The 25,028-nt window shown below is 45.8% G+C and carries 24 protein-coding genes and 1 tRNA gene; 16 read left to right on the top strand and 9 right to left on the bottom strand.

Going from position 1 to position 25,028, the window contains the following annotated elements; translation table 11 throughout:
* Window positions 1-2 precede the first annotated feature (2 nt).
* The 3 genes from QUE62_RS00720 to trpC are packed head-to-tail and all read left to right on the top strand — an operon-like array spanning window position 3 to window position 2,404.
* Window positions 3-569, top strand: a complete 567-nt coding sequence (locus tag QUE62_RS00720) for an anthranilate synthase component II (protein WP_286261689.1) — start codon at window positions 3-5, stop codon at window positions 567-569.
* Window positions 570-572: 3 nt separating this feature from the next.
* Complete coding sequence (gene trpD / locus QUE62_RS00715; RefSeq protein WP_286223840.1) at window positions 573-1,604, top strand: anthranilate phosphoribosyltransferase; 1,032 nt, start codon at window positions 573-575, stop codon at window positions 1,602-1,604.
* On the top strand, window positions 1,601-2,404 hold the full coding sequence (trpC, locus tag QUE62_RS00710) for an indole-3-glycerol phosphate synthase TrpC (RefSeq protein ID WP_286261687.1): 804 nt from the start codon (window positions 1,601-1,603) through the stop codon (window positions 2,402-2,404). The genes trpD and trpC overlap by 4 nt, the downstream gene beginning before the upstream one ends.
* A gap of 1 nt (window position 2,405) precedes the next feature.
* Here the strand turns inward: trpC and ychF are convergent, their stop codons facing one another.
* A complete protein-coding gene (gene ychF, locus QUE62_RS00705; protein ID WP_286226877.1) occupies window positions 2,406-3,500 on the bottom strand; it encodes a redox-regulated ATPase YchF in 1,095 nt (364 codons plus the stop codon).
* Between the two features lie 40 nt (window positions 3,501-3,540).
* On the opposite strand from ychF, the gene QUE62_RS00700 reads away from it, so the two are divergent.
* The 4 genes from QUE62_RS00700 to QUE62_RS00685 are packed head-to-tail and all read left to right on the top strand — an operon-like array spanning window position 3,541 to window position 8,083.
* On the top strand, window positions 3,541-4,785 hold the full coding sequence (locus QUE62_RS00700) for an FAD-dependent monooxygenase (RefSeq protein ID WP_286261686.1): 1,245 nt from the start codon (window positions 3,541-3,543) through the stop codon (window positions 4,783-4,785).
* Complete coding sequence (locus tag QUE62_RS00695) at window positions 4,778-5,494, top strand: DsbC family protein (RefSeq protein ID WP_286225486.1); 717 nt, start codon at window positions 4,778-4,780, stop codon at window positions 5,492-5,494. The genes QUE62_RS00700 and QUE62_RS00695 overlap by 8 nt, the downstream gene beginning before the upstream one ends.
* A gap of 3 nt (window positions 5,495-5,497) precedes the next feature.
* Complete coding sequence (locus QUE62_RS00690) at window positions 5,498-7,309, top strand: M61 family metallopeptidase (RefSeq protein ID WP_286261684.1); 1,812 nt, start codon at window positions 5,498-5,500, stop codon at window positions 7,307-7,309.
* Window positions 7,310-7,324: 15 nt separating this feature from the next.
* Window positions 7,325-8,083 (top strand): uracil-DNA glycosylase, encoded by a 759-nt coding sequence (locus QUE62_RS00685; RefSeq protein ID WP_286261683.1) that lies wholly within the window; start codon window positions 7,325-7,327, stop codon window positions 8,081-8,083.
* On the opposite strand, the gene QUE62_RS00680 is transcribed toward QUE62_RS00685, so the two are convergent.
* A complete protein-coding gene (locus QUE62_RS00680; RefSeq protein ID WP_286261680.1) occupies window positions 8,063-8,212 on the bottom strand; it encodes a hypothetical protein in 150 nt (49 codons plus the stop codon). The genes QUE62_RS00685 and QUE62_RS00680 overlap by 21 nt on opposite strands.
* 175 nt (window positions 8,213-8,387) lie before the next feature.
* On the opposite strand from QUE62_RS00680, the gene hemA reads away from it, so the two are divergent.
* The 5 genes from hemA (at window position 8,388) to QUE62_RS00655 (ending at window position 13,408) form a co-directional block, all read left to right on the top strand.
* Entirely contained in the window at window positions 8,388-9,719 is a 1,332-nt protein-coding gene (gene hemA / locus QUE62_RS00675; protein WP_286223832.1) for a glutamyl-tRNA reductase, read from the top strand.
* Entirely contained in the window at window positions 9,720-10,799 is a 1,080-nt protein-coding gene (gene prfA / locus QUE62_RS00670) for a peptide chain release factor 1 (protein WP_286223831.1), read from the top strand.
* A gap of 8 nt (window positions 10,800-10,807) precedes the next feature.
* Window positions 10,808-11,683 carry a peptide chain release factor N(5)-glutamine methyltransferase gene (gene prmC, locus QUE62_RS00665; RefSeq protein ID WP_286226872.1) on the top strand — a complete coding sequence of 292 codons (876 nt, stop codon included), beginning with the start codon at window positions 10,808-10,810 and terminating at the stop codon, window positions 11,681-11,683.
* Between the two features lie 85 nt (window positions 11,684-11,768).
* On the top strand, window positions 11,769-12,080 hold the full coding sequence (gene grxD, locus QUE62_RS00660; RefSeq protein ID WP_286226871.1) for a Grx4 family monothiol glutaredoxin: 312 nt from the start codon (window positions 11,769-11,771) through the stop codon (window positions 12,078-12,080).
* A gap of 59 nt (window positions 12,081-12,139) precedes the next feature.
* On the top strand, window positions 12,140-13,408 hold the full coding sequence (locus QUE62_RS00655; RefSeq protein ID WP_286226870.1) for a DNA recombination protein RmuC: 1,269 nt from the start codon (window positions 12,140-12,142) through the stop codon (window positions 13,406-13,408).
* Between the two features lie 50 nt (window positions 13,409-13,458).
* Here the strand turns inward: QUE62_RS00655 and QUE62_RS00650 are convergent, their stop codons facing one another.
* Window positions 13,459-14,040: a phasin family protein gene (locus QUE62_RS00650; protein ID WP_286226869.1), complete on the bottom strand. Its 582-nt coding sequence runs from the start codon at window positions 14,038-14,040 to the stop codon at window positions 13,459-13,461.
* A 160-nt stretch (window positions 14,041-14,200) separates the two neighbouring features.
* Between QUE62_RS00650 and QUE62_RS00645 the strand changes: the two genes are divergently transcribed.
* Entirely contained in the window at window positions 14,201-15,517 is a 1,317-nt protein-coding gene (locus tag QUE62_RS00645; RefSeq protein WP_286223827.1) for an MFS transporter, read from the top strand.
* A 21-nt stretch (window positions 15,518-15,538) separates the two neighbouring features.
* Here the strand turns inward: QUE62_RS00645 and QUE62_RS00640 are convergent.
* The 6 genes from QUE62_RS00640 to petA form a co-directional block, all read right to left on the bottom strand.
* Window positions 15,539-15,614: transfer RNA gene (locus QUE62_RS00640), tRNA-Thr, on the bottom strand.
* A 27-nt stretch (window positions 15,615-15,641) separates the two neighbouring features.
* Complete coding sequence (locus QUE62_RS00635) at window positions 15,642-16,049, bottom strand: ClpXP protease specificity-enhancing factor (RefSeq protein ID WP_286223826.1); 408 nt, start codon at window positions 16,047-16,049, stop codon at window positions 15,642-15,644.
* A 35-nt stretch (window positions 16,050-16,084) separates the two neighbouring features.
* Window positions 16,085-16,696, bottom strand: coding sequence for a glutathione S-transferase N-terminal domain-containing protein (locus QUE62_RS00630; protein WP_108507650.1), 612 nt, complete (start codon window positions 16,694-16,696; stop codon window positions 16,085-16,087).
* Window positions 16,697-16,744: 48 nt separating this feature from the next.
* Window positions 16,745-17,500 (bottom strand): cytochrome c1, encoded by a 756-nt coding sequence (locus QUE62_RS00625; protein WP_458574830.1) that lies wholly within the window; start codon window positions 17,498-17,500, stop codon window positions 16,745-16,747.
* A gap of 52 nt (window positions 17,501-17,552) precedes the next feature.
* Window positions 17,553-18,953 carry a cytochrome b gene (locus tag QUE62_RS00620; RefSeq protein WP_286223825.1) on the bottom strand — a complete coding sequence of 467 codons (1,401 nt, stop codon included), beginning with the start codon at window positions 18,951-18,953 and terminating at the stop codon, window positions 17,553-17,555.
* A gap of 42 nt (window positions 18,954-18,995) precedes the next feature.
* The gene (petA, locus tag QUE62_RS00615; protein ID WP_286223824.1) at window positions 18,996-19,598 is read right to left on the bottom strand and encodes a ubiquinol-cytochrome c reductase iron-sulfur subunit; all 603 of its coding nucleotides are present in this window, start codon (window positions 19,596-19,598) and stop codon (window positions 18,996-18,998) included.
* A gap of 154 nt (window positions 19,599-19,752) precedes the next feature.
* Between petA and mscL the strand changes: the two genes are divergently transcribed.
* The 3 genes from mscL to QUE62_RS00600 all read left to right on the top strand — a co-directional run bounded on the left by mscL (window position 19,753) and on the right by QUE62_RS00600 (window position 25,019).
* Window positions 19,753-20,169: a large conductance mechanosensitive channel protein MscL gene (mscL, locus tag QUE62_RS00610; protein ID WP_286224685.1), complete on the top strand. Its 417-nt coding sequence runs from the start codon at window positions 19,753-19,755 to the stop codon at window positions 20,167-20,169.
* 76 nt (window positions 20,170-20,245) lie between these two features.
* Entirely contained in the window at window positions 20,246-22,651 is a 2,406-nt protein-coding gene (locus tag QUE62_RS00605; protein WP_286261678.1) for an O-linked N-acetylglucosamine transferase family protein, read from the top strand.
* A 70-nt stretch (window positions 22,652-22,721) separates the two neighbouring features.
* Window positions 22,722-25,019, top strand: a complete 2,298-nt coding sequence (locus QUE62_RS00600; RefSeq protein ID WP_286261676.1) for an O-linked N-acetylglucosamine transferase family protein — start codon at window positions 22,722-22,724, stop codon at window positions 25,017-25,019.
* Window positions 25,020-25,028: the final 9 nt, after the last annotated feature.

Here is a 25,028-nt window from a genome sequence, read left to right as displayed (position 1 = left end):
CGATGCTCTTAATGATCGATAACTACGACTCCTTTACTTATAACTTGGTGCAATACTTTGCCGAGCTTGGCGAAGACATGAAAGTTGTACGTAATGATGAAATCAGCGTTGCGGATATTGCCAAAATCAATCCGGATCGGATTTGTATCTCCCCGGGACCTTGCAGCCCAAAGGAAGCAGGGATCTCGGTTAATACCATCAAGACCTATGCGGGCAAGATTCCGATTCTGGGCGTCTGCCTTGGGCATCAAGCGATTGGTGAGGCTTTTGGAGGCGAGGTGATCCGCGCTAAGAAAGTGATGCACGGCAAAACCGATGAGATCACCCATATCGACGAAGGTGTATTTAAACATCTCCCAAAATCATTTCGGGTGACGCGCTATCACTCGCTCGCTATTAATCGAGAGAACTTACCCAGTTGCTTAACCATCACCGCACAAACTGACGATGGCGAAATCATGGGCGTGCGTCATAAAGAGTTATGCGTGGAGGGTGTCCAATTTCATCCAGAGTCGATTCTCTCTGAGCACGGTCACGCTCTCCTGAAAAACTTTTTAGCGATGAAGTAAGAAATGGCCATGACCCCATCCCAAACCCTGCAACACTTGATTGACGGCAAAGAGTTACTCGAAGCCGAAATGGTACAGATCATGCGCGCCATTATGGGTGGTGAACTGCCAGGGCCGATGGTGGCCGCCCTTTTGGTTGCCCTTCGCAGCAAAAAAGAAACGCCCACCGAAATTGCTGCGGCGGCGACCGTGATGCGGGACTTTGCTACTGCTGTGGATGTTAAGGATAAGACCCATCTAGTCGATGTAGTGGGTACCGGTGGCGATGGTGCCCATACCTTTAATATTTCGACAGCATCCATGTTTGTTGCGTCCGCGGCAGGCGCCAAGATTGCGAAGCATGGCAATCGAAGTGTTAGTAGCAAGTCAGGCAGCGCCGATGTTTTGGAAGCGCTCGGGGTCAAACTAAACCTGAGCGCCGCTGCAGTAAGTCAATGCATTGAGCAACTTGGTATTGGCTTTATGTTCGCCCCCAATCATCACCCCGCCATGAAAAACGTGGTTCCGGTCCGCAAGGACCTAGGGGTACGCACCATCTTTAATATTTTGGGACCCCTCACCAATCCCGCAAAAGCGCCCAATATTGTGATGGGCGTATTTCATCCAGAGCTAGTGGCTACTCAAGCAAAAGTCTTACAGCTAATGGGGGCCGAGCACGCTTTAGTGGTTCATGGCAATGACGGCTTAGATGAGATCACGCTCTCGGGCCCCACCATGGTCGCTGAACTGCGCAAGGGGCAAATCAATCAGTATGAAATTAAGCCCAGTGATTTTGGAATCCCTCACGCTTCAATGGACACTCTAAAGGTTGCTGATGCGCAAGAATCCAAAGCCATCATTTTGAATATCATGAACAATCAATCAGGGCCTGCACGCAATATTGTGTGCCTCAATGCAGGCGCCACCCTCTATGCTGCTAATGTCTCTCCATCGATTGCCGATGGTATCGAGCTGGCTGACAGCACAATTGCTTCTGGCAAAGCCAAACAGAAACTCGAAGCGTTTGTTGCGTTAACGCAAAGTCTTGCCTCATGAGCGATATTCTGAGTCGTATTCTGGAGACTAAGCGACATGAGATTGTGGCTGCACAACGATTGATCTCTAGTGGTGAAATCTTAAAAGAGGCATTGAGTGCTAATTCTGATCCAAATAGAAAGGTGCGTGGCTTTGCTCAAGTACTGATAGACTCCGTCAGTAATCACAAACCCGGCATCATTGCAGAAATCAAAAAAGCAAGTCCGAGCAAAGGAGTGCTGCGTGAGCACTTTATGCCACATGACATTGCCCAAAGTTATGCCGCGCATGGCGCGACCTGCTTATCGGTCCTCACCGATCGGGATTACTTCATGGGTTCACCACAATATCTCAAAGAAGCCCGAGCTGCATGCTCTTTGCCAGTAATTCGCAAGGACTTCATCATTGACCCTTATCAGGTCTATGAGGCGCGCGCGATGGGTGCTGATGCAATCCTTTTAATTGTCGCGGCACTTGAGTTATCGCAAATGCAAGAGCTCGAAGCATGTGCGATCGAGAACCAGCTTGATGTATTAGTCGAAGTTCATGATGGGGTGGAATTAGAAGCGGCTCTTGAACTGCAAACGCCGCTACTGGGTATCAATAACCGCAATCTCAAAACCTTTGAGGTTAGCTTACAAACCACCCTCGATCTATTGCCAGCCATTCCCAAAGACAAACTCGTCATCACGGAGTCCGGGATTCTCAATGCCAACGATGTCAAGCGGATGCAAGGGGCCGGGGTTAATGCATTTTTAATTGGCGAAGCCTTTATGCGCGCTGAGCATCCAGGCAAGGCACTTGCAGCATTATTTGCTTGACTTAGACGTTAAATAAAAAGTTCAAGACATCGCCATCCTTGACGATGTATTCCTTACCTTCGGCGCGCATCTTACCCGCTTCCTTTGCGCCCTGCTCACCTTTGTATTGAATGTAATCGTCATACGCAATCGTTTGTGCTCGAATAAAGCCGCGTTCGAAATCCGTATGAATCACGCCAGCAGCCTGAGGCGCCGTATCGCCAATATGTATGGTCCAAGCACGCACCTCTTTCACGCCCGCTGTGAAGTAAGTTTGTAAACCCAATAAGCTATAGCCCGCCCGAATTACTCGATTAAGACCTGGTTCGCTCATCCCCAGATCAGCCAAGAACTCGGCCTTGTCAGCATCCTCTAAATCAGCAATCTCAGCTTCAATGGCTGCGCATACCGCAACGACTGGCGCATTCTCTTTAGCAGCATGCTCCTTAACCGCCTCAAGATGGGGATTGTTCTCAAACCCATCTTCTTTCACATTCGCGACATACATCGCCGGTTTTGCTGTAATTAAGCAAAAAGGTTTAAGAAGAACTAACTCTTCCTTACTAAGGCTCATGGCCCTTACCGGCAAGGCTTGATCTAACTGTGCTTGAACCTTGGTGAGTACCGCAACCAAGGCTGCGGCCTCTTTATCGTTACCCGATTTAGCTGCCTTCGAGTAACGCTGCAGGGCTTTCTCAACCGTACCCAAATCTGCCAGAGCTAATTCGGTATCAATCACTCCAATGTCTGCAATCGGGTCGACTTTGCCACTCACATGAACCACATTGGCATCCTCAAAGCAACGCACAACGTGGGTAATCGCATCGGTCTCCCGAATATTGGCCAAAAATTGATTTCCAAGCCCCTCTCCTTTGGAGGCGCCAGCTACCAATCCAGCAATATCGACAAACTCGACCGTGGCGGGCACGATTCGCTCAGGAGTCACAATCTGCGCTAAGGCAGCCAAACGGGGATCTGGGACCTCGACCATGCCCACATTGGGCTCAATCGTGCAAAAGGGATAATTTTCGGCTGCAATACCTGCCTTGGTGAGGGCATTAAACAGGGTGGATTTGCCTACATTCGGCAGGCCAACGATTCCGCATTTGAGTGACATGCTCCCATTGTAAATGCGCTTGATTCGCTATCATCTTGGTATGCGTTCCCAAAGTACATCCAATTCTGCCCAACACACCAATACCCAATCCGACTTTGCGGTCGTTGGGGGTGGTATTGTGGGTAAGGCAAGTGCACTTGCCATGGCTCAACTGGGCTACTCGGTGATTCAAATTGCACCCGATTTGCATCAGACAATTGCGCTTGAGCCTTCCTTTGGGCAGCGAATCTATGCGCTCTCACCGAGTACCAAACATCTTTTATCCGAACTAAACATTTGGGATGGCTTAGACCAGAATCGCATTCAAGTAGTGCGCGATATGCGAATCTATGGCGATCGTGGGCAAAAGCATGATCAACTGCATTTCTCGGCCTTTGAGGCTGGTCGACCGGAACTTGCCTGGATTGCTGAATCTGATTTGATTGAAGCCACGCTAACCCAAGCGATGCGGTTCAGTAAGAATCTACAAAGCATTGAGGCCAGTGTTGACGAGGTTCGGTTTGAGCCCAATACTTCTCCAACGCTTTCATTGAGCAATGGTCAAACCATCCAAGCCAAACTGGTGATCGCAGCCGATGGTGCGAACTCCCCTCTACGCCAGTCAGTTGGAATTGAAATCGATCAACACTCCTATGATCAGCACGCAGTGGTTGCCAACTTTACCTGCTCGATTGCCCATCGCGAGACCGCCTACCAATGGTTCTTGCCCAATGGCGATATCTTAGCCATGCTGCCATTACCCCAGCAACAGGTTTCAATGGTATGGTCAACACAAAATGAGCATGCCGACTATTTATTACAACTGGATAGCCAGACATGGTCAAACCAATTTGGTGTGGAAGTTCATGATCAACTCGGTGAGCTGCAACTGCAATCCACACCAGCAAGCTTTCCTCTGCGACGCATCAAAGCGCATCGCCTGATTGGCCCAGACTACGATCCTAAATTAATCTTGGTTGGTGATTCTGCACACGTCATGCACCCATTGGCTGGTCAAGGCCTCAATCTAGGCTTACGGGATGTGGCAAGCCTGCTTCACATCATGAAGCACAAAGAGTCCTATCGGGAAGTAGATGATCGCATTTTGCTGCGTCGCTATGAGCGCGAGCGCGAAGGAGATACCACCTCACTTTTATGGCTGACGGATCGCTTAAAGAAACTGTTTGCAGCACAAAGCCCAATCGAAAAGGGATTACGAAACTGGGGCTTAGGAATGGTTAATCGAAGTCATATCATCAAGCGCCAACTGATTGAGCGCGCACTAGGAGAACAGTTGCATGGGTAAATTGATTCAGCATTTAGGTCTGGTGATCGTCTTGGTCGGCTTTTTTGGCTCAGTCGATGCCATGTCAGAAAGACAAGTTCGCGCCGAGTTGCAAAAGCGCTTAGGCACCTCAGCAAACGTTCGCAACATTACGCCATCGCCTATTCCAGGTTTATTTGAGGTCCAGATCAATCAAGAGATTTTCTATACCGATAGCAGTGCCAAGTATTTGATTCAGGGGGAAATGATTGAGCTCGCATCGGGCGCCAACTTAACCGCCAAGCGTCAAGAGGATATCAATCGAATCAAATGGTCAGAGCTTCCCCAGGCTAACGCGATCAAAATCGTACGTGGTAATGGTAGCCGTCAAATTGCCGTGTTCTCGGATCCCAACTGTGGTTACTGCAAACGGCTAGAGCGAAGCTTGCAACAACTCGATAATGTCACTATCTACAACTATTTGATTCCAATTCTCTCGGCGGACTCGGCACTCAAATCAAAACAAATTTGGTGCGCAGCCGATCAACAAAAGGCTTGGAACGATTGGATGCTGAGCAACATCACCCCAAGTGGCAAATCGGATTGCACCAATCCAATTGATAAAAATATGGCCATTGCCAAGACCTATGGAATCAATGGCACGCCCACCATTTTCTTTACCGATGGCAGTCGCTTCCCAGGAGCTGTGCAGCTCTCTGATATCGAGAAGAAGCTCGCCTCTTTGAAATAATTCATGATGGCTTTGGATTCCACACCTGTAGTTCAATACACGGTATGGCCTGATGATCTACATGGTCATCGCTTTACCGTTTCGCTCGTGATTCACCATCCAAATCCTCAAGGGCAAGTTGTGCATATGCCCGCATGGATTCCAGGTAGTTATTTAATTCGGGACTTTAGTAAGCATATTGAGTCGATCGCCGCCTTTACTCTCCCCAGAAATCAAACCGAAGTAAAGAAAAAGATTGCCCTAGAGCGTCTCGATAATGATCGCTGGCGTATCCCCAAAGGAACTGGGTCTTGCGAGATTGTTACTACGGTATATGCCTTTGATCAATCGGTACGCACGGCTTATTTAGATCAGGATCGTGGCTTCTTTAATCCCACCAGTCTCTGTCTCGCCGTCGAAGGTCAGGCCCATTTACCCTGTTCACTGGCTATTGCCCCGCCACATAATCAGACTAACAAGCAATGGCAAGTACAAACGACGCTTCGCCAGGTGAAGACCGATGCAAGCAGTTTTGGCTTTTATATGGCCAAAGATTATGCAGATTTGATTGATCATCCGGTCGCGCTCGGACAGTTCGAGACGATTGAGTGGCAATCCTTTGGCACCCCTCACCGCATGGTCATTCAGGGATTAACGAGCGAGCAATCACAATTACTCGATCGAAAACAACTTGCAAATGATCTCCAAGGAATCTGTGATGCCACGATTCGTTTATTTGAGCCTCGCAAGCCCAAAGCCCCATTTAAGCAATATCTATTCATCGTCAATGCGCCCCTCGATGGCTATGGCGGACTCGAGCATCGCGACAGCACGGCACTATTGTGTAAACGCGATCAATTACCTTACGGTGATCACAGCACTCAAAGGCCTAAAAAATCGTATGAAGAGTTTTTAGGACTCTGTAGTCATGAGTATTTTCATGCCTGGCTCGTCAAACGAATTCAGGCGAAAGCCTTTCAACCCTATCGCTTAAATGAACGCAACCACACCCGACTGTTGTGGCTCTTTGAAGGATTTACCAGTTACTACGACGATCTCCAACTCATACGTAGTGGGTGCATCAACATGGAGCGCTACTTGGAGCTAGTGGCTAACAATTGGAACGGGGTATTGCGAAATCCTGGCAGAACCAAACAAAGCGTTGCCGATAGCTCCTTTGATGCTTGGACCAAGTATTACCAGATGGATGAGAATACGCCTAATTCAGTAGTGAGTTACTACGCCAAAGGATCACTCATTGCCCTAGGTCTGGATCTTTTAATTCGGCAGCACTCAATCCATCAACACTCACTGGATGATGTCATGCGCTTTTTATGGAAAGAACATGGCAAAACTGGGATTGGAATTAATCAATATGCCCTAGATCTAGCCATTAGCTCAACGATTGGGATTGGCTTTAATAAAACTTGGCAACGCTTTAAGCGCGACTTCATTGATGGCACAGAAGATCTACCCTTGCAAATTTGGTTACCTCAGATTGCTAATATCGAAGTGGCACAAAAGCAAGCGAACTTTACTGAATCCATCAAACTAGCCCTTGGGATGCGCTATACCGATAGCAACGGCTGGATCAAGGTAACGCATGTGCTTGATGGTGGCATTGCCCAGCAGGCAGGGCTGGCCCCAAACGATCTGATTGGTAGCATTAATCAGCAACGCATCACCAGCGCGAGGATCGATCAAGTACTCGGAAGTCTTGTGAGCAGCAAGAAAATCGCTTTCCATTACTTCCGACAAGATCAAGAGCATCAAACTAGCGTTGCCTTAAAGCTCGACTGTCCAGCTCAATATGAGCTCAAGCAGCCTAAAAAATAGTATTGCTCCATCAGCATGGATCTAAAGCAGTTCATCCCTGATGATTGGCGGCTGCTATTAAATGACTATCTGCAATCAAGTGATTGGCACTCCCTATCTAAAAAGTTTGCTATCGAATACCAACAACACGGCGATGCGATTCGTCCCGATCGAGAGCAGATCTTCAATGCTTTGCATCTCACACCGGTCAATCAAGTAAAGGTTGTCATTTTGGGACAAGACCCCTATCACTCACCGGGACTGGCGCAAGGCTTAGCATTCTCAGTCCCCAAGGATATTCAGCTGCAATCCAAACAATTTCCTAGCTCACTGCGCAATATCAATAAAGCATTAATGCTTGAGGGATTGGGATCTCTCAGCAATGGCGATTTAACCCACTGGGCAAAGCAAGGGGTATTGTTATTAAACACCGCCCTCTCAGTTCGTCTCAGTGAAGCAAACTCGCATGCGCAATTAGGGTGGAAACCTTTTGTGATTGAGATCATTCAAAAACTCTCGCAACAACCTAATCTCGTTTGGATGCTTTGGGGTGGCCATGCGCAGTCTATGGAGGAATATATTCACAATCCCAACGAACACCTCATCCTGAAATCTTCCCACCCCTCAGGCCTTGGGGTGTATAAAACGGCACAACCATTTATTTACCCAGGTGACCAAAAAAGTTGCGGGCACTTTACGAAGGCAAACGCGTATTTAATAACTCATCAGAAAAGTCCAATTGCTTGGACAAAGTTCGGTCAACAAGAGTTCAAATTAAGCTCGCAGGGACAATAGGTAGACTTGGGGCAATAAAAATCCCCCCACAATCGCACTGCCCCACTCGAGCATTTGCCCAGCAGTAAATAGCCCCGCAGCTTGGCCTCCAAAACTTGCAAAGGCAGTCCCAAGAATCCCCAGGGACATGCTCCAAAGGTAAGTAGCTTTGCTTCGCTTGGCTCGTTTAGCGCCCTTATTTCTAGGGGAAAACCCAGGAAAATAATGGGCAGCAGCCCAGCCCATCAGGCTTCCGAGTAGTAAATAAGCCAAAAACCCCATTCAAAACGCCCCTATTAGCCCCAAGAAACCTATAATTATCAATATGAAGCTGTTGACTTTGGGTATTAACCATCACACAGCGCCAGTTGCCGTTCGGGAAAAAGTGGCTTTTGATCCCGAGGGTCTGCTTGACGCATTATCCGACCTACGCTCCCATTTGGGTGGCGTTAATCGTGGCGGCATGCCTGAGGCAACCATTCTGTCGACCTGCAATCGTACCGAACTCTATTGCGCGGCCAATGATCCTGCCTCTGAGGGTGAGTTTCATGAGGCAACGTTTGACTGGTTAGCCAAAAGCCAAAATTTGGCACCCAGCGTTTTACAACCCCATATCTATACCCTGCCGCAATCCGATGCCGTGCGTCATGCATTTCGGGTCGCTTGTGGTTTGGATTCAATGGTGATTGGTGAGACTCAAATCTTGGGTCAAATGAAAGATGCGGTTCGCACCGCCAATGAGGCTGGCGCTTTAGGAACCTATCTCAATCAACTCTTTCAGAAAACCTTTTCCGTTGCGAAGGAGGTTCGTGGCTCAACTGAAATCGGTGCCCATTCCATTTCGATGGCTGCTGCATCGGTTCGCTTAGCCGAACGCATCTTTGCATCGATTGGTGAACAGAAAATTCTCTTCATTGGTGCCGGTGAAATGATCACCCTCTGTGCTACCCACTTCGTGGCTCGCAAGCCCCGTGGTGCAGCGATTGCAAATCGTACTGTAGAGCGTGGACAAGAACTGGCGGACTCAATCTCAGCCCAAAACATCGAAGCGGAGTCCTTTCGTCTCAATGACCTTCCCACACGTCTTCATGAGTTTGACATCATTGTCTCGTCGACCGCTAGCCCGCTACCCATTATTGGCTTGGGGATGGTGGAAAGTGCCCTAAAGCTTAGACGACGCAAGCCCATGGTGATGATTGATCTGGCCGTACCACGCGACTTTGAGCCCGAGATCGCCCGATTAAATGATGTGTATCTCTATACGGTGGATGACTTAGGCACTATGGCCCAAGCCGGTGCCAATTTACGTCAAGCCGCAGTAAGCCAGGCCGAGATCATTATTGAAGAGCGTGTGAGTAATTTCATGCACTGGCTACAAGGCCGTAATGCCGTACCGTTAATCCAAGATCTTCAACTACAAGGTGATCGCCTACGACAAATTGAGCTAGAGCGCGCACTTAAACGCTTAGTTCGCGGCGAGGACCCGCAAGAGGTTCTCAATGCCATGGCCCAGGGTCTTACTAATAAGTTCTTGCATGGCTCCTTACACGCCCTACAACACGCTAGTGGTTCGGAGCGTGACGCTTTACTGAAATTACTACCCAAGTTATTTGCCACTCACTCCAGCGATAAAAATAATTCTTCCGATAGCCATTAGATGAAACCCAGCATGCGTGCCAAGCTGGAGCATCTGGATGCCCGTTTGGCTGAACTCAATACCATTTTGATGCAAGAAGACTCCGCCAAGGATATGGATGTCTATCGCAAACTCACGCGTGAGCATGCTGATATTTCAACGGTGGTGGAGCAGTTTGGGCTTTACAAAAAAGCAGAGGCGGATGCAAAGGCTGCTAGCGAAATGCGCCTTGACCCAGAAATGAAGGACTTTGCCGACGAAGAAGAAAAAGATGCACAAGCACGGATGGCCGATCTTGAGAAAAGCCTACAAACCCTTTTACTACCCAAAGATGAAGACGATGGGCGCAATATCTTTTTAGAGATCCGAGCGGGCACTGGCGGTGATGAAAGTGCTTTGTTTGCAGCTGATCTACTACGCATGTATACCCGCTACGCCGAGCGTCAGGGCTGGAAAACTGAGATTGTTAGTCAAGCCGAGTCGGATCTCGGGGGCTATAAAGAGGTGATCGTGCGCTTAGCGGGCAATGATGTCTACGCCAAGATGAAGTTTGAGTCTGGTGGTCATCGGGTACAGCGCGTCCCGCAAACTGAGACTCAAGGACGGATTCATACATCGGCTTGTACGGTTGCAGTGATGCCCGAAGTCGATGAAATCGAGAGCGTCAAAATTAATCCAGCAGAGATCCGCATCGACACCTTTCGGGCCTCGGGTGCTGGTGGACAACACATCAATAAAACCGACTCTGCAGTGCGGATCACTCACCTTCCTACTGGAATAGTGGTGGAGTGCCAAGACGATCGCAGCCAACATCGCAATAAAGATCAAGCCATGAAGGTCTTAGTCTCACGCATCATGGATGCCCAACGATATGCGCAGCAGCAAGAACAAGCCCAAACCCGTAAATCCTTAGTGGGTAGTGGCGATCGCAGTGACCGGATTCGCACCTACAACTTTCCCCAAGGTCGAATTACCGATCACCGTATCAACCTAACCCTCTACAAAATTGATGCCATGATGGATGGCGATATTGGCGATCTATTAAATGCCCTGGCAGCAGAACATCAAGCTGAACTCTTAGCCGCCATGGGCGATGCGTAATCCGCATCATGGCCAACACGATTGCTACTCTCCTCAAGAGTACCCCACTTAATAAAACCGATGCCAAGTCCTTGCTGGGGCATTTACTGGATAGGCATCTGGGTTGGCCACGTTCGGCTCTGATTTCTAAAGATCAAGAACCCCTCCCAAATGAACTTCTCATCGCCTGGAAATCGCTAGAAGCCCAGCGCGCGTCTGGGGTGCCCGTGGCCTATCTCACAGGAGTGAAGGGTTTTCATGGAATTGAGCTCAAGGTCAATGAGTCGGTATTGATCCCCCGCCCCGAGACCGAACTCTTGGTCGATCTTGCTCTAGAAGAAATAAAGCATATTCATGCGAACCACCCCAATCAAACCATTCAGATTCTGGATTTGGGGACAGGCTCCGGAGCGATTGCTCTAGCGATTGCCCATGAATGCGCTATCAGCAAAACGCCGATCAATCTAAGCATTCTGGGGATTGATCAATCGAGTGATGCGATTGAACTCGCGCGCGAGAATGCCAAAACCTTAGGGCTTAATCATATGGTCGAGTTTTTGCAAAGCAATTGGTATGACGCGATACCCGATCGATACCAAACCGCATTTGATGTGATCGTCAGTAATCCTCCCTACATTCAAAAGGACGACCCCCATTTGCAAGAGGGCGATCTATGCTTTGAGCCCAAAGCAGCTCTCACCGATGATGGCGATGGCCTGTCGTGCATTCGGGAGATTGTGAATCACGCCCAGCATTACTTAAAGCCTGGTGGCCTGATTGCCATCGAGCATGGCTATGATCAGGCGGCTGCGGTTGCTACGCTCCTAGAGAAGCGTGCATTTCATGAAATTGCTACCATTACTGATCTAGCGGGGCATTTACGAGTCACGCAGGCCAGAAAATAAGACCCTACTTTTTAATCGGTCATAAAATAGCTATCAAGTAAAAATTGAAGCAAACCCAGTTCGTTTATGAAAGGATTTCATCACCATGAGTGATACCCAAACCAAGATCAAAGAAATTGTGACCAGCCATCCCGTGGTTCTATTTATGAAGGGTACCGCACAGTTCCCACAATGCGGCTTCTCGGGTAACGCCGTGAATATCTTGCGTGCCTGTGGCCTAGAGACCTTGCATACCGTCAATGTCTTTGATGATGAAGCCATTCGCCAAGGTATTAAAGAGTATGCAAACTGGCCAACCATTCCTCAGCTTTATGTCAATGGCGAGTTCATTGGTGGTTCAGACATCATGACCGAGATGTACCAAAGCGGCGAACTCAAAAAACTCCTCGGTCTTTGATCGCAAGCCCCCTCCTCAAAAGCTCACTCGGTGGGCTTGGTCTGCAGTAGACTAAGCCCATGACAGACCTTCCTACCCTGATTACCATTGTTGCCCTTGGCATTTCCATCGGGCTTGGAATGTATGTTGCCATTCTTCGATCCAATCAGAATCAACAACAGGCTACTATTACTGAGGTAACTGCCCAGTTAGAGCAAATTAGGGTTGAGCGTGACCAAGTCCTCCAGCGCGCCATTCGCCTAGAGGCTGAGTTGGATTCAGAGCGTAAGCAAGTTCAACATCGGATTGATTCATTAAACGAGGCCAAAGAGGCGCTCACCAATCAGTTTAAGAATCTCGCCAATGAGATTTTGGAAGATAAAACCAAGAAGTTCACGGAGCAAAATGCCCAGCAGCTCGATATTTTGCTAAAGCCCCTACAAACCAAGCTCACCGAGTTCAAGGAACAAGTGAGCAACTCTTACGAAAAAGAATCTAGGGAACGCTTTGCACTTAAGCACGAAATTGAGCGTCTAGCCAATCTCAACCTCAAGATGTCGGATGAGGCACGCTCGCTTACCAATGCACTAAAGGGCGACTCTAAGATTCAAGGGAACTGGGGAGAGCTCGTTCTGGAATCCATCCTGGAGTCCTCGGGCTTACGTAAAGGAGAAGAGTATCTGGTTCAGGATAGCCATATGCAGGCGGATGGCAGTCGCTTACAGCCTGATGTGATTATTAAGTTACCTGAGGGTCGCCACCTCGTAATCGATAGTAAAGTATCAATTACGGCCTATGCCAGACATACTGAGGCAGCCAGTCCAGATGAAGCCGATAAGGAACTACTCGCCCACATTCAATCAATTCGGCAACATATTCAAGGTTTGTCTGGGAAGAACTATGCTGGGATTGCGGATATCGCCAGCGTGGATTTTGTATTGATGTTTATTCCCATTGAGCCGGCTTTTTTAAGTGCTCTCAAGTCTGCCCCTAATCTCTACCAAGAGGCGCTTAGTAAAAATATCGTCTTGGTATGCCCCAGCACCCTAATGGCTACTTTACGGACTGTCGCCCACTTGTGGAGGCAGGATCAACAGAACAAAAATGCCATGGAGATTGCCCGTCAGTGCGCCAGCCTCTATGACAAGTTCGTGGGCTTTGTAGAGGACCTTGAACAAATCGGCAAGCGCCTAGAGCAAGCGCAATCGAGTTATCACGATGCTTTCAATAAACTTAAAACGGGTAAAGGCAATCTAATTAAAGCTGCTGAGAAGGTCAAAGAATTGGGTGTGAAGCCCAATAAGATGATTGCGAGCAATCTACTCACGCAAGATGATGACTCAGCATAAATAAAAACCCGCTCACTCGGAGCGGGTCTTCAAGAACAACGAATTGCTAATTAAGCAACCTTACGAGCCTTTGCAGGAGCGGCGGCTTTTTTAACTTGTGCCAATTGGCCTTGGAATGCTTCAAATGCTTGATCAGCTGATTTCTCAACAGTAGCCAATGCATCTTTGCTAGCTTCACGGAACTGCTCAATACCTTGCATCACTGAGTTCATCGAGGTTTTGAATGCAGATACAAAAACATCCGAACCAGCGGGTGCATTTGCAGCCAAGGTATTTACCCAGTCTTGCATGCCAGCTTGAGCTTGCTCAATGCTAGCTTCTACGACATCAGCAAACTCTTTACCGCTCTCACGCAATACTTTGGTTACTTTGCGCTGATGAGCAATGGCTTGATTACCAACGTCTTGCAAAGTATCGGCTTGCAAAAGTTCGGTTACTTGCTTTGGATCTTTTGCACTCAATACTTGCTGAATGTTCTCTTGAGCATTTAACAACGCAGCTTTAGAAGCGTCGTAGTTCAATTCAACGAGTTTCTGAGCATTCTCAAGAGCAGCTTCGCTCAAAGAAAATACGGTCTCGAGGTTCTTGCTCTGGATTTGCGACAATTTTGCTGCGACTTGATCTTGATTCATGGTGTACTCTCCAATTAATTAATTCGTTTGATATTGCACTGCACCATGAAACTATACCCAATTATTTGCTGCTGCGCAATAAATATGTGTGCAATGCAACAAAATACTCGGGTATTGAATAAAATAGTCAATTAAATCAATTATTTATAATAAATCTACTGTGCAAAATCCCCCAAATACCAACCATTCTTACCCCAAAATTGCCACTGCTGCCTGTTTTGGCACCTTTCTAGAGTGGTACGACTTCCTCACCTTTGCCACCCTGGCAGTGGCCTTTGCCCCACTCTTTTTTCCAAGCTCCGACCCCATGACGGGCCTCTTAGCCAGTCTTGCAACCTTTGGGGCAGGGATGGTGGTTAGACCCTTGGGTGCAGCATTCTTTGGCTCTCTCGGTGATCGGATTGGGCGTCGGCCAGTCTTTCTAATCACGATCACCTTAATGGGCGGAGCTACTTTCGCCGTGGGATTTTTACCCACCTATGAGCAAATTGGGATTTGGGCACCCATTTGCTTGGTAACCCTAAGACTTCTTCAAGGCCTATCTGCCGGTGGAGAAATTGGCGGGAGTGCGGTCTACTTAACTGAGCATGCAGGAAGCACCAACCGGGGATTGAAGACAAGTGTTTTACAACTCATGGGTCCGCTTGGAATGCTGGCCTCCATCCTGCAATTGGTCTTACTCCATCACTATTTAGATCCGGAGAGTTTTAAAGAATGGGGCTGGCGGGTGCCCTTCTGGTTCTCCATTGTTCTTCTGCTAGTTGCCCTCAAGGTTCGGATGACCCTTGAGGAAACGCCAATCTTTAAAGCGATGCTCGCTAAGGGCGAGCTAGCCAAATCACCACTGCGCGATAACTTTAAAGACAAAGAAACGCGTAAACAAATGTTTCTGTTGTTCTTCTGCATCTCAGCGGGCGGATCTGTCCTCTTTTTCTGTGTGCAGGTCTATACCGGTATCTTCATGAAATCCGCCTTGCAAATGAGTTCGCAAATTGTGGATACCCTCACTATCACCGCAACGCTCGTTCTCTTTCCGATGGTGATTATTGCGGGAGCGCTCTCCGACAAAATTGGTCGACGTCCAGTCGTGATTAGCGGCTTATTACTTGGAACAATCCTGATTCAGCCTGCCTATCAATTTCTGCAAAGCCTATCAATGCAAAGTGCCCCTGATTATTTTCTAATGAGCGCAACCTTAATTGCACTGGCAATACCGCTTTCATTAGTTGTGGGGCCTCAAACGGCTCTTCTAGCGGAGCTGTTTCCAGCGAGAACACGCAATAGCGCAGCAACTTTGCCACACAACCTAGCAGCCGGCTGGATCGGGGGATTGCTCCCGTTGATTGTGACCTGGCTCAATAAAGAGTTTGCGAGTCAACTTGCAGGGCTTTGGTATCCAACTCTTTTCCTAGCGATTGCAGCAACTTTGGCAATACTGTATCTGCCAGAGACAAGGAAAGTAGATCTAAATCAATGAAGATAGGATCAAGAGGGTGATTGGTGCCCCATGTCCGACTCGAACAGACCACCTACTGATTACAAATCAGTTGCTCTACCAGATGAGCTAATGGGGCATTGACCTACTAGAACTGGATTTTAACTTACTTCACAATCTTCAAAACAGGGCGCTCGCTCTTGGTCTTGGTGGCTTCTTGGTTACCAAGTCCCTTATCTACTGGACCCTTGGTCTCGGGATCAAAGGGGAAGGACATCCCTTGGCCGTTTTCTCGGGCGTAGATTGCTAATACGTGCGTGACCGGCACTAATACTTTCTTCGGTACACCACCAAACCTTGCCTGAAAACTGATCCAATCGTTCTCAATATGCAGCTGATGGCAAGCCTCTGAAGAGATGTTGAGAACAATCTCGTTATTTTTGACAAACTCCATGGGCACTTCAACCCGATCATCAACAAAAACGGCTAAGAACGGTGTAAAACCAAAATCCGTACACCACTGATGCAGTGCACGGATGAGATAGGGTTTGGTACTTGGAGTTTCGCTAGCCATATTACTATTTTAAGCTAGCGACATAGATGCTTCGATTAACGACGCATGACCTTTTCAGAAGGGGTCAAGGCCTCAATGTAAGCAGGACGACTGAAAATGCGCTCAGCATATTTCAGGAGTGGGGCAGCATTTCTGGAAAGATCAATACCATAGTGCTCTAGGCGCCACAACAGAGGAGCAATTGCCACATCCAACATCGAGAACTCATCCCCCAACATATACTTGTTCTTTACAAATACCGGTGCTAATTGAGTCAACCGATCCCGAATTGCTATTCGGGCCTTCTCATGCAACTTCTCAGCACTCTTGCCCTTTTCGTTCTCAAGCGCACTCACATGCACAAAGAGTTCTTTCTCAAAATTAAACAGAAATAAGCGGGCACGGGCACGAGCCACTGGATCGGGCGGCATTAACTGTGGATGAGGAAAGCGCTCATCAATGTACTCATTAATGATGTTGGACTCATACAAAATCAGATCACGCTCAACCAAAATAGGAACTTGGCCATAGGGGTTCATGACCGAGATATCTTCTGGTTTATTGAAGAGATCTACATCACGAATCTCAAAATCCATACCCTTCTCAAAGAGAACCAGGCGGCAGCGTTGTGAGAATGGGCAATTGGTACCCGAGTACAACACCATCATAAGCAAATATCCTTCAAATCAAATAATCAAAATACGCTAAGTTAGTTCTTAGCGAATGTCTTTCCAGTACGCCTTGTTCAGACGCCATGCAAGCAAGGTAAAGATTGCAAGGAATAGAAGGACGACGACACCGATCCGCTTACGTTGTAACTGAGTAGGCTCAGCCATCCAAGACATAAATGAAACGAGGTCCGCAATATTATCATCATATTCTTGGGGCTTCATTAATCCTGGGGTGGTTTGCTCAAATCCTTTGAAGACTTTAGTTGTCTTGGCAGGATTCTTGGGATCTTTTACCTCTTCAAACTTAGCAATACGCTCACCCTGGAGTTCCCACAATACATGGGGCATACCAACATTGGGATAGACCATGTTATTCCAGCCCGTTGGGCTCTCGTCATCCTTGTAATAAGTACGGAAGTAGGTATATAGCCAATCGGTACCGCGGGCACGGGCTTCAACCGATAAATCAGGTGGAACCTTACCAAACCAAGCCTTAGCATCCTTAGGGGTCATCGAGATGGTCATCAGATCACCCACCTTTTGATCGCCCAAGATCAAGTTGTCTTTAATCTGCTGATCACTCAGACCGATATCACGCAGACGGTTATAACGAAGGTTAACTGCAGAATGGCAACCCAAGCAGTAGTTCACAAAAATCTTAGCACCATTTTGCAAAGAGGCATTGTTATTTACACGGTTAGGAGCGCTATCAAGAGGAAAGTCGCTGCCAGCCGCAAATGCAGCGCTCACCATGAAGCTACCTAAGCCCACTACAACAAACTTCTTAAGCGCACCGATCATATAAAGAGAATGGTTCATCTGGATTCCTAATATCTTCTATTGTTCTTATGGATTAGTGCGCCTCAAAGGTCACGCGATCGGGCACAGGCTTAAATTTACCCATCTTGCTCCACCAAGGCATGGCAAAGAAAAATGCCAGATAGTAAATCGTACATACCTGCGAGATCTTCTCAAAAAGTGGTGAAGGTGGCTTGATGCCGAGATAACCCAAGATCACAAAGCTCACAATGAAAATGCCGTAAATGTATTTATGAAAATCTGGGCGATAACGGATCGATCGCACTGGGGATTTATCGAGCCAAGGCAAGAAGAACAGGATCACGACCGTACCGCCCATGATGACCACGCCCCAGAACTTCGCATCAAACACATAAAAACCAACCGCAAGAGCAGCCAAAATGCCAACGCAAACGGCTTTCACCCGGATGTCTTTGTTGTTCTTAATGACCATCCCCAAAATCACTGCACACAGAATCCACAGAGGAATTAGGAATGGTGTGGTGGTGGCACGTAGCATTGAATAGAACGGCGTGAAATACCAGACCGGGGCAATGTGCGAAGGCGTTTGCAAAGGATCAGCCGGAATGAAATTGTTCGCCTCTAAGAAGTAACCACCCATCTCAGGTGCAAAGAACACAATGGCGGCGAAGATCATGAGGAACACACCGAGACCCATAATGTCATGCACTGAGTAGTAAGGATGAAATGGAATGCCGTCCACTGGCTTACCAGAGGCATCTAAGTTGTTCTTAATATCAATGCCGTCAGGGTTGTTAGAGCCCACTTCATGTAGCGCAATGATATGAGCTGCAACTAAGCCAACTAGAACTAATGGCAAAGCGATCACGTGCAAAGAGAAGAAGCGATTCAAAGTTGCGTCGCCCACCACATAATCACCGCGTAGCCACAAAGCCAAGTCTGGACCAATTAAGGGAATAGCAGCAAAGAGATTAATAATCACCTGAGCGCCCCAGTAGGACATTTGGCCCCAGGGTAAGAGATATCCCAAGAAAGCCTCAGCCATGAGCAATAAGAAAATGGTGCAACCAAAGATCCAAATGAGTTCACGCGGTTTTTGATAAGAACCATAGATCAAGCCACGGAACATATGCAGGTAGACCACTACGAAGAACATCGAAGCGCCAGTCGAGTGCATGTAACGAATCAGCCAACCCCAGGGAACCTCGCGCATGATGTACTCAACCGAATCAAATGCTTTCATGGCATCGGGTTTGTAGTTCATGACGAGGAAAATACCGGTCACAATCTGAATCACCAACACCACAATGGCTAAGGAGCCAAAGAAGTACCAGAAGTTAAAGTTCTTTGGAGCATAGTACTCGCTCATATGCTCTTTAAAGAGCTTAGTCAATGGAAAGCGAGAATCCACCCAGGCCAGGCCCTTTTGGGCAACAGAGGCGTTTTCTGGGACTTTAATTTCTTGAAATGCCATGGTTAGTTTCCTAAATCAGTAACTAATAATTAGATAAATAAATTACGACTTCTTGTCCTCACCAATCAAAATCTTGGTGTCGCTCAAATACATATGGGGAGGCACTTCTAGGTTATCTGGAGCAGGCTTGTTCTTATACACACGGCCAGCCAAGTCAAAGGTGGAACCATGGCATGGGCACAAGAAACCGCCCGGCCAATCGTTTGGCAAAGATGGTTGTGGGCCTGCTTGCAACTTCGCTGTTGGCGAGCAACCTAAATGTGAACAAATACCAACTGCCACAAAATACTCAGGCTTAATCGAGCGGTGGTCATTGCGGGCATAAGGAGGTGTTAAAGCTGCGGGATCACGCAAGGATTTGGGATCGGCCAGCTCGCCATCTAATTTAGGAAGTTCAGCTACTTGCTCTGGGGTGCGGCGCAAGACCCAAACTGGCTTTCCGCGCCACTCAACCGTCCGAATCTCATCGGGCTTCATGCCGGAGATATCGACCTCAACCGGGGCACCAGCAGCCTTAGCACGCTCAGATGGTTGGAAACTATCTAGAAATGGGTATGCAACAGCAGCGGCTCCGCAACCACCAACAGCAGTCGTAGCAATCAGCCAAGTACGGCGGTCTTTATCCATTTTTGGGGTATCACTCATGTACGATCTATCCTTGTGCCTAAGTCAAATAAGGGGTTCTAAAGGGTGAATTGCATAAACCTCTAATTTTAAGGTAAAAAGCCAAATGACCGCTTAATTTGGGTCAATTTCCAGCAAACCCATGATTTTTAGGGAGAGAGTTGTGGCATCCAAGATGATGAAAGAATTCCGGGCCTTTGCGGTCCGCGGCAACGTCGTTGACCTGGCGGTCGGTATCATCATTGGCGGCGCCTTCGGAAAAATCGTCGATTCCCTGGTCAATGACATTGTCATGCCCCTCATTTCTACCCTACTAGGGGGCAGGATTGACTTTACCAACCTGTTTATAGTTCTTGGCACAGTACCGGATAACGTACCAAGAACCTTTGATGCACTCAAAAAGGCTGGCATCCCTATCTTTGCCTATGGCAACTTCATCACCATCCTGATTAATTTCATCTTACTCGCATTTGTGATCTTCCAGATGGTCAAAATCATCAACAAAATAAGAGCAGAAGAACCAAAAGAGGCACCCCCAACACCCGAAGATATTGTGCTGTTAAGAGAAATTAGAGATAGTTTAAAGAAGTGAGTCTAATAACGACTCATTTCCGATATGCAAGCAGAGTAACTTCGCTTAGTATTTTTAAGAAAATTAGCACAAACTTGTGAATCAAAACCCACCTCCATTTGTTATTCAACTCTTTGAGCTAGTTAAATCAAATAAGCTTGCTAATAATCAAAAGCTTTTATTGGAGGGAATCTCAAAAAAAGAGGGGCTATCTTATGTTTTTGAATTAGGCCTCCTTTGTGCAAATAATGGAAAAATAAATGATGCATTGCTTATTTTCGAGTCTTTAAAAACCGAAATAAAGAATGATGAAAGAATTTTTTATAACTTGGGACTTTTATATTCACTTCAAAGCAAACTTCATACCGCAATCGCTTGTTATGACTCAGCAATTCAAATAAAACCGAATGATGCAGCAAGTATTATCAACAAAAGTCAATTACTCATCCAATTAAAAAAGTTCGATGAGGCGAATAAATCCCTTGACGAAGCAATAAGCATTGATCCCAGCTTTCCTGAGGCATGGTCAAACAAAGGGATTGCCCTCAATCATTTAGAGCGATATTTAGAAGCATTGATAGCTTTTGATAAAGCAATAAAACTAAATCCTTTATATAGCGAGGCTTACGCCAATAAATCGAATTCTCTAATCAAGCTTAAGCGGCACTTTGAAGCGATTAATGCATGCGAACAGTCAATTCAAATACAACCTAATTTTGATGCTCTATTAAATAAAGGCATCGCACTAAATGAGCTAAAAAAATATGAGTCAGCAATCTTATCGTTTGATGACACATTAAAAATTGACTCTCGGTCTGCTGTTGCTTTCTTTGGCAAAGGTATTGCATTCACTGGCTTAGATAAGGATGAACATGCAATCCGTGAATTTGATAACGCCCTACTCATTGATCCTGATTATTTTGAGGCATTATTAGCAAAAGCATTCACTCTTAATAAAATAAAAAAATTTGCAAACGCAATTAGTGGTTTTGATGCAGCTTTATTGATTGATGACACCTCTTCGAAAGCTTACTACGGCAAGGGTGCTGCGCACGTTGGCTTAGCACAAAATGATAAGGCTCAATTATTTTTTGATCTTGCCCTAAGGCACGATCCGAATTTTAGGTTGGCGCAGTGGTCAAAAGTATTTGCCATCATTCCCTCTATTTTGGGTGCGAAAAATGATGTCAATTCAATTAGAGAAATTTTCACCACTGAATTTATAAAACTCAAAAACAGCTTGTTAAGTGACGTAAATCTTAAGTCAAATGAAATCATTGAGATTGTTGCGTCAACTCAACCTTTTTACCTCGCTTATCACAATTTCAATAACAAGAATATCCTGTCTGAATATGGAGATCTCTGCTCAAAATTGATGGGTAAAGCAGTTTCTATTCAGTCAAGCCCCGAACAAAACACTCCCAGGTTAAAAATTAGGCTTGGAATCGTCAGCGGTCATTTCAGAAATCATTCTGTTTGGCATGCACTCACTAAGGGAATGATTAAAAATTTAAATAGGGAGGCCTTTGAGATTCATCTTTTTAGCACCAACCCCTATTGTGATAAGGAAACAGATTTTGCTAAAGAAAATTCGGATTCTTTCACCATTTATTCTCACGACATAAATGCTTTTGCCCAAGAAATTGTTAACAAAAAAATTGATTTTTTGTTCTACCCCGAAATTGGCATGGATCAACTAACCACTCAACTTGCAAGTTTGAGGCTCTCTCCTACACAGCTGGTTGGATGGGGACATCCGGAGTCAAGTGGCTTGCCCACAATTGACTACTATGTGTCCTCTGAGCTTTTTGAGCCCCCAAATGCCACTAATTATTATTCTGAAAAGCTAGTTCAATTACCGAATCTTGGCTCGTACTACGTTGACCCAGTTAATATTCAATCTACAAAGGCTCAGCCTCTGTCCCAATTTCCCTCCGATATCCCAGTCCTCATCTGCCCAGGAACGCCCTATAAATATCAACCAGATAGCGATTGGATTTTTGCTGATATAGCTAAACGGTTGGGTGCTTGTAAATTTGTGTTTTTTAACCTTGAAGACCCGCTGGCCAGTGTTTTGAGCAATCGTCTTGAAAATGAATTCAGCAAACATGGTCTTGATTCTAAAGAGTTTATTTCATTCATGCCATGGCTAGACGCGCGTGAGTTTCATGGTTTATTGAAGTCTTCGACGGCGATGCTTGATACCCTTCATTTCTCTGGATTTAATACTGCTATCCAAGCTATCGGATGCAATCTGCCAGTAGTTAGCCATGATGGTAATTTCTTGCGCGGCAGGCTTGGGAGTGGGATATTGAAACGCATTGGACTTACAGAACTGGTAGCAAAAGATTCAGCAGAATATATTCAGTTAGCAGTAAGGCTGTGCCAAGATTATTCGTTCCGTAAAAATGTTAAAGATAAAATAATTGAACGAAAGTCAACTCTCTATGAGGATATTGAGCCAATTAAAGCGTTTGAGGCTTTCATGATTAACCATTCTTAGTGTCAAGTAATCCATTAAATAGTGAGTTTCCCTTGTTAAATTCTTATCAGAATATCTACTATAAATTTTCATGATGAATCCTCAAGTTCACTTCCTTTTAAACAAAGCACTTGAGTCACTTGGAAACTCAAATTTGGATTCTGCGGAACTTTATTTGAATCAGGCATCAAAATTACAAGCTAATAATCCACATGTTTTAGGACTCTTGGGCATCGTTTATGCACAGCGGGGCAACTATCCAGATGCACTCAAATTCCTAAATGATTCTCTACGAATCCTGCCAAAAAATCCCTTAACCCTGAGTAGTCTCGGCAATACATATCTTGGACTTAAAGATTATGAGAATGCTCTTAATGCGTATAAAAGAGCAATTAAATTTGAACCTAATTTCTTTGAGGCTTGGTCTAATGCGGGTAATGCCCTACAGGAACTCAAGCGATTTGAAGAAGCGATCACTCATTACGATAAGGCCCTTAGTTTAAAACCAGACTACGCAGAAGCTTGGTCTAATAAAGGTAATGCCCTACAGGAACTCAAGCGATTTGAAGAAGCGATCACTCATTACGATAAGGCCCTTAGTTTAAAACCAGACTACGCAGAAGCTTGGTCTAATAAAGGTAATGCCCTACAGGAACTCAAGCGATTTGAAGAAGCGATCACTCATTACGATAAGGCCCTTAGTTTGAAGCCGGATTACGCAAAGGGATATGCAAACAAGGGAAATGTGCTCAATGAGTTAAAGCGCTTTGATGAAGCCATCGCACATTACCACCAAGCCCTTAAACTTAGTCCTAATTATGCTGAAGTATATTCTTGCATAGGAAATACTTTACTTGAGCTTAATCAAATTGATGATGCAATAGCCCATCACAACAAGTCTTTGGATCTTAACCCTCATAATGCTGCAGCTTGGCTCAACAAGGGTGTAGCTCTAAATGAGCTCAAGTGCTATCGGGAGGCAATTGATTGCTATAGCAATGCGCTGAATTTAAAACCCGATATTTATTGGGTGTATGGATATCTTATTCATGCAAAAATGAAAATTGCTAACTGGTCTGATTGCCTTGATTCTCTCAAATACATTTATCAAAAAATTATTTCGGATGAAAAAGTAATTAGCCCTTTTGTATTACTCTCTCTGAGTGATGATCCCCAGCTACATAAGCAAACTAGCAAAATTTTTTCAGAACATAAATTTCCCGAAAACCATGCTTTAGGACTTATTTCTCGATACTCTAAGAAGGAGAAAATTCGGATTGCGTATTTTTCTCCGGATTTTCGTAGCCACCCTGTTTCTTATTTAACTGCTGAGCTGTTTGAAAAACATAATCGCAATCGGTTTGAGGTATTTGCATTTTCTTTACAAAAAGCCCCTCCCGACGACCCAATGAGAGCCCGCCTTAAAAGAGCTTTTGATGAATTTATCGAAATTGATAATCTTTCCGACCACGAAATCGCTCAGTTAACGCGAAATCTTGGAGTTGATATTGCCATTGATTTAGCAGGGTTTACGCAACATTCCAGAACTGGAATCTTTTCCTATCGAGCCGCACCTATCCAGGTAAATTGGTTAGGATATCCAGGATCTTCTGGTTCAAATTTTATAGACTACATAATTGCCGACCAAACTATTATTCCAAGCTCTTATGAACGTTTTTATTCCGAAAAGGTAGCATATCTTCCGAATAGCTATATGGTGGATGACTCCAACCGAATTCCATCAGGAAAAATATTCTCGAAGGAAGAATGTGGATTGCCACAAGATAATTTTATCTTCTGTTGCTTTAATAATGACTTTAAATTTAATCCTTATGTATTGGATCGTTGGTCAAGAATTTTACTTGCAGCAAAGAATAGCGTATTGTGGATTTCAGAAAACAACAATGAATTCAATATGAACATAAAAAGTGAATTCGAAAAGCGAAAGATTAATCCATCAAGAATTATTTTTGCTAGCCGTCTCGATTCCATGGGTGACTACTTAGCTAGATATGCCTTGGCTGACTTATTTTTAGATACTCACCCGTACGGTGCCCACACAACTGCTGTCGACTCTCTTAAGTCAGGAGTTCCTGTGCTGACACTCATAGGCCAGTCGTTTGCAAGTCGCGTAGCTGCAAGTTTATTAAATGCCATTGGACTACCAGAGCTCATTACTCATAGCTCAGAAGAATACGAAATGATGGCTATTGATTTGGCTACCACACCGAGGAAATTAGAAACAATAAAGCTTAAATTAGCTACTAACCTTCAGAATACGCCCTTATTTAAAACTTCCGTATTTACTAAAAATCTTGAATCAATTTATCTGAAAATGTATGAGCGTTATCAGCTAAATTTACAGCCGGATCATATTTTTATTCATTAAGTATTCGTT

Source organism: Polynucleobacter sp. HIN9, assembly GCF_030297635.1.
Taxonomy (GTDB): Bacteria; Pseudomonadota; Gammaproteobacteria; order Burkholderiales; family Burkholderiaceae; genus Polynucleobacter.
Note: the sequence above shows the minus strand (reverse complement) of the source record. Positions and strands in the feature narration are given on the sequence as shown.